We start from the raw sequence: 1,652 nt of genomic DNA on the forward strand, positions 1-1,652 counted from the left end.
CCCTCAGTTTCCAAACATTAACTATCAAAGAGCATAATTACACTTGTAAAAGCAAACATTCATAGATAACTCCTTAGTTTTTAAAGATCTAGTTTCAAACTAGATCTTTAAAGATAATTCAATCTATAAATACAACCCTATAATATATTTTTATCGTTTTTATTTACTTTAAGAATTCTTATATAAAACTATGCTATAATACAAGCCATAGTTTTAATTTTAATAAGGAGAATTCTCATGAAACTAGTTAAACTTAGTTTAGTAGCAGCATTAGCTGCAGGTGCTTTTTCAGCAGCTAACGCTGTTTCACTTGAAGAAGCTATAAAAGATGTTGATGTATCAGGAATGTTCAGATATAGATTTGAATCTGATAGAAGAGATATTGGCAATACAATTGTAGATGGTTACAACAGCTCTAAAGAAAACAAGCATAAATTTAAATCTCAATTAAATTTCAAAGCAGCTTTAGATGATAACTTCAAAGCTTTTGTTCAATTCCAATATAGTACAAGTGAACTTGGTTTTAATAGCCCAAATGCTAAAGCTGAAACTGATACTGATAGTACTTTTGTAGTTCAACAAGCTTACTTAGAATATACTAATGAAGCTTACGCTACAAATGTAATCTTTGGTAAAATGGAAGTTGGTTCTATTTGGACTGATGATGCAGTAGGAACAGGAGCTAAAATTCTTAATAATTCTATCGAAGGTTTAACTTTTGCTGGTTATTGGTTTGATAGCTTCAATGTTACAAGCGATGGAGATTTTACAGATTTAGGTATTGCTGATACTTCTTTATATGGTGCTGCTGTATTAGGTGATTTTGATCCATTTGCTTTCCAAGTATGGGCTGCTTATTCAAACAATTGGGCATTTTTATATGCAGTAGATGCTAGCTATAAATTTGCATTCAACGATGCTAACTTCAAAATCCAAGCTCAATACTTAGGAAATAGCTTGGATAGTGATAAAGAAAAATTAGGTCTAGATAATAGCAATTTCTACGCTGCTCAATTACAAGGACAAATTTCTGCTTTTGATTTCCAAGCAGGTATCGTTGGTTATGGTGAAAAAGACAAAGCTAGCTTAGTAGTTTTAGAAGATAAAGGTAGAGTAATCGCTCCAGGTGAGCAAATTTTCTATTCTACTGGTAGTGATTTAAGAGGTAGTATAGGTGAAAACTTCTTCTATTTTGCAGGTTTAGGTTATACTTTTGCTGAAACTGTTAGAGTAGGATTTGACTATATCGGTGGTAAAACTGAATATGCAGCAGGTGCTGAAACAGATAAAAATGAATATATCGCAAGAGTATCTTATGCATATAGCCCAAAACTTACATTTAGTGGATTCTATTCTTACTTAACTGAAGATTTCAATAAAGCTGGTGTTCATGATAGCGATGATCAATTCATCAGACTTGAAGCTCTATACAAATTCTAATTATAAAAGCTAAGCCAAAAGGCTTAGCTTACTATATCTAAAATTATCTCTTCTTTTATTCCTTGTATCTTAATTTCTTTTATTTTTAAATCATTAGGTAGATTTTCAAGCAAAGCTTCTTTATTATATATATTTTTACTTGCTAATACTCTTAGTATTTTACCCCTATAAGCTTTAGCAAAATGACTTAAAGTTTTGGAATTTTTTAAAAA

General features: G+C 30.7%; 1 protein-coding gene and 1 pseudogene. One reads left to right on the top strand and one right to left on the bottom strand.

Annotation, left to right across the window (positions count from 1 at the left end; genetic code table 11):
* Window positions 1-237: 237 nt before the first annotated feature.
* Window positions 238-1,440, top strand: coding sequence for a major outer membrane protein (locus tag L8W56_RS08670; protein WP_263660022.1), 1,203 nt, complete (start codon window positions 238-240; stop codon window positions 1,438-1,440).
* 23 nt (window positions 1,441-1,463) lie between these two features.
* On the opposite strand, the pseudogene L8W56_RS08675 reads toward L8W56_RS08670, so the two are convergent.
* Window positions 1,464-1,652, bottom strand: a pseudogene (locus L8W56_RS08675) (peroxide stress protein YaaA); the annotation flags it as partial.

This window comes from Campylobacter sp. IFREMER_LSEM_CL1085 (genome assembly GCF_025772235.1).
Taxonomy (GTDB): domain Bacteria; phylum Campylobacterota; class Campylobacteria; order Campylobacterales; family Campylobacteraceae; genus Campylobacter_D; species Campylobacter_D lari_D.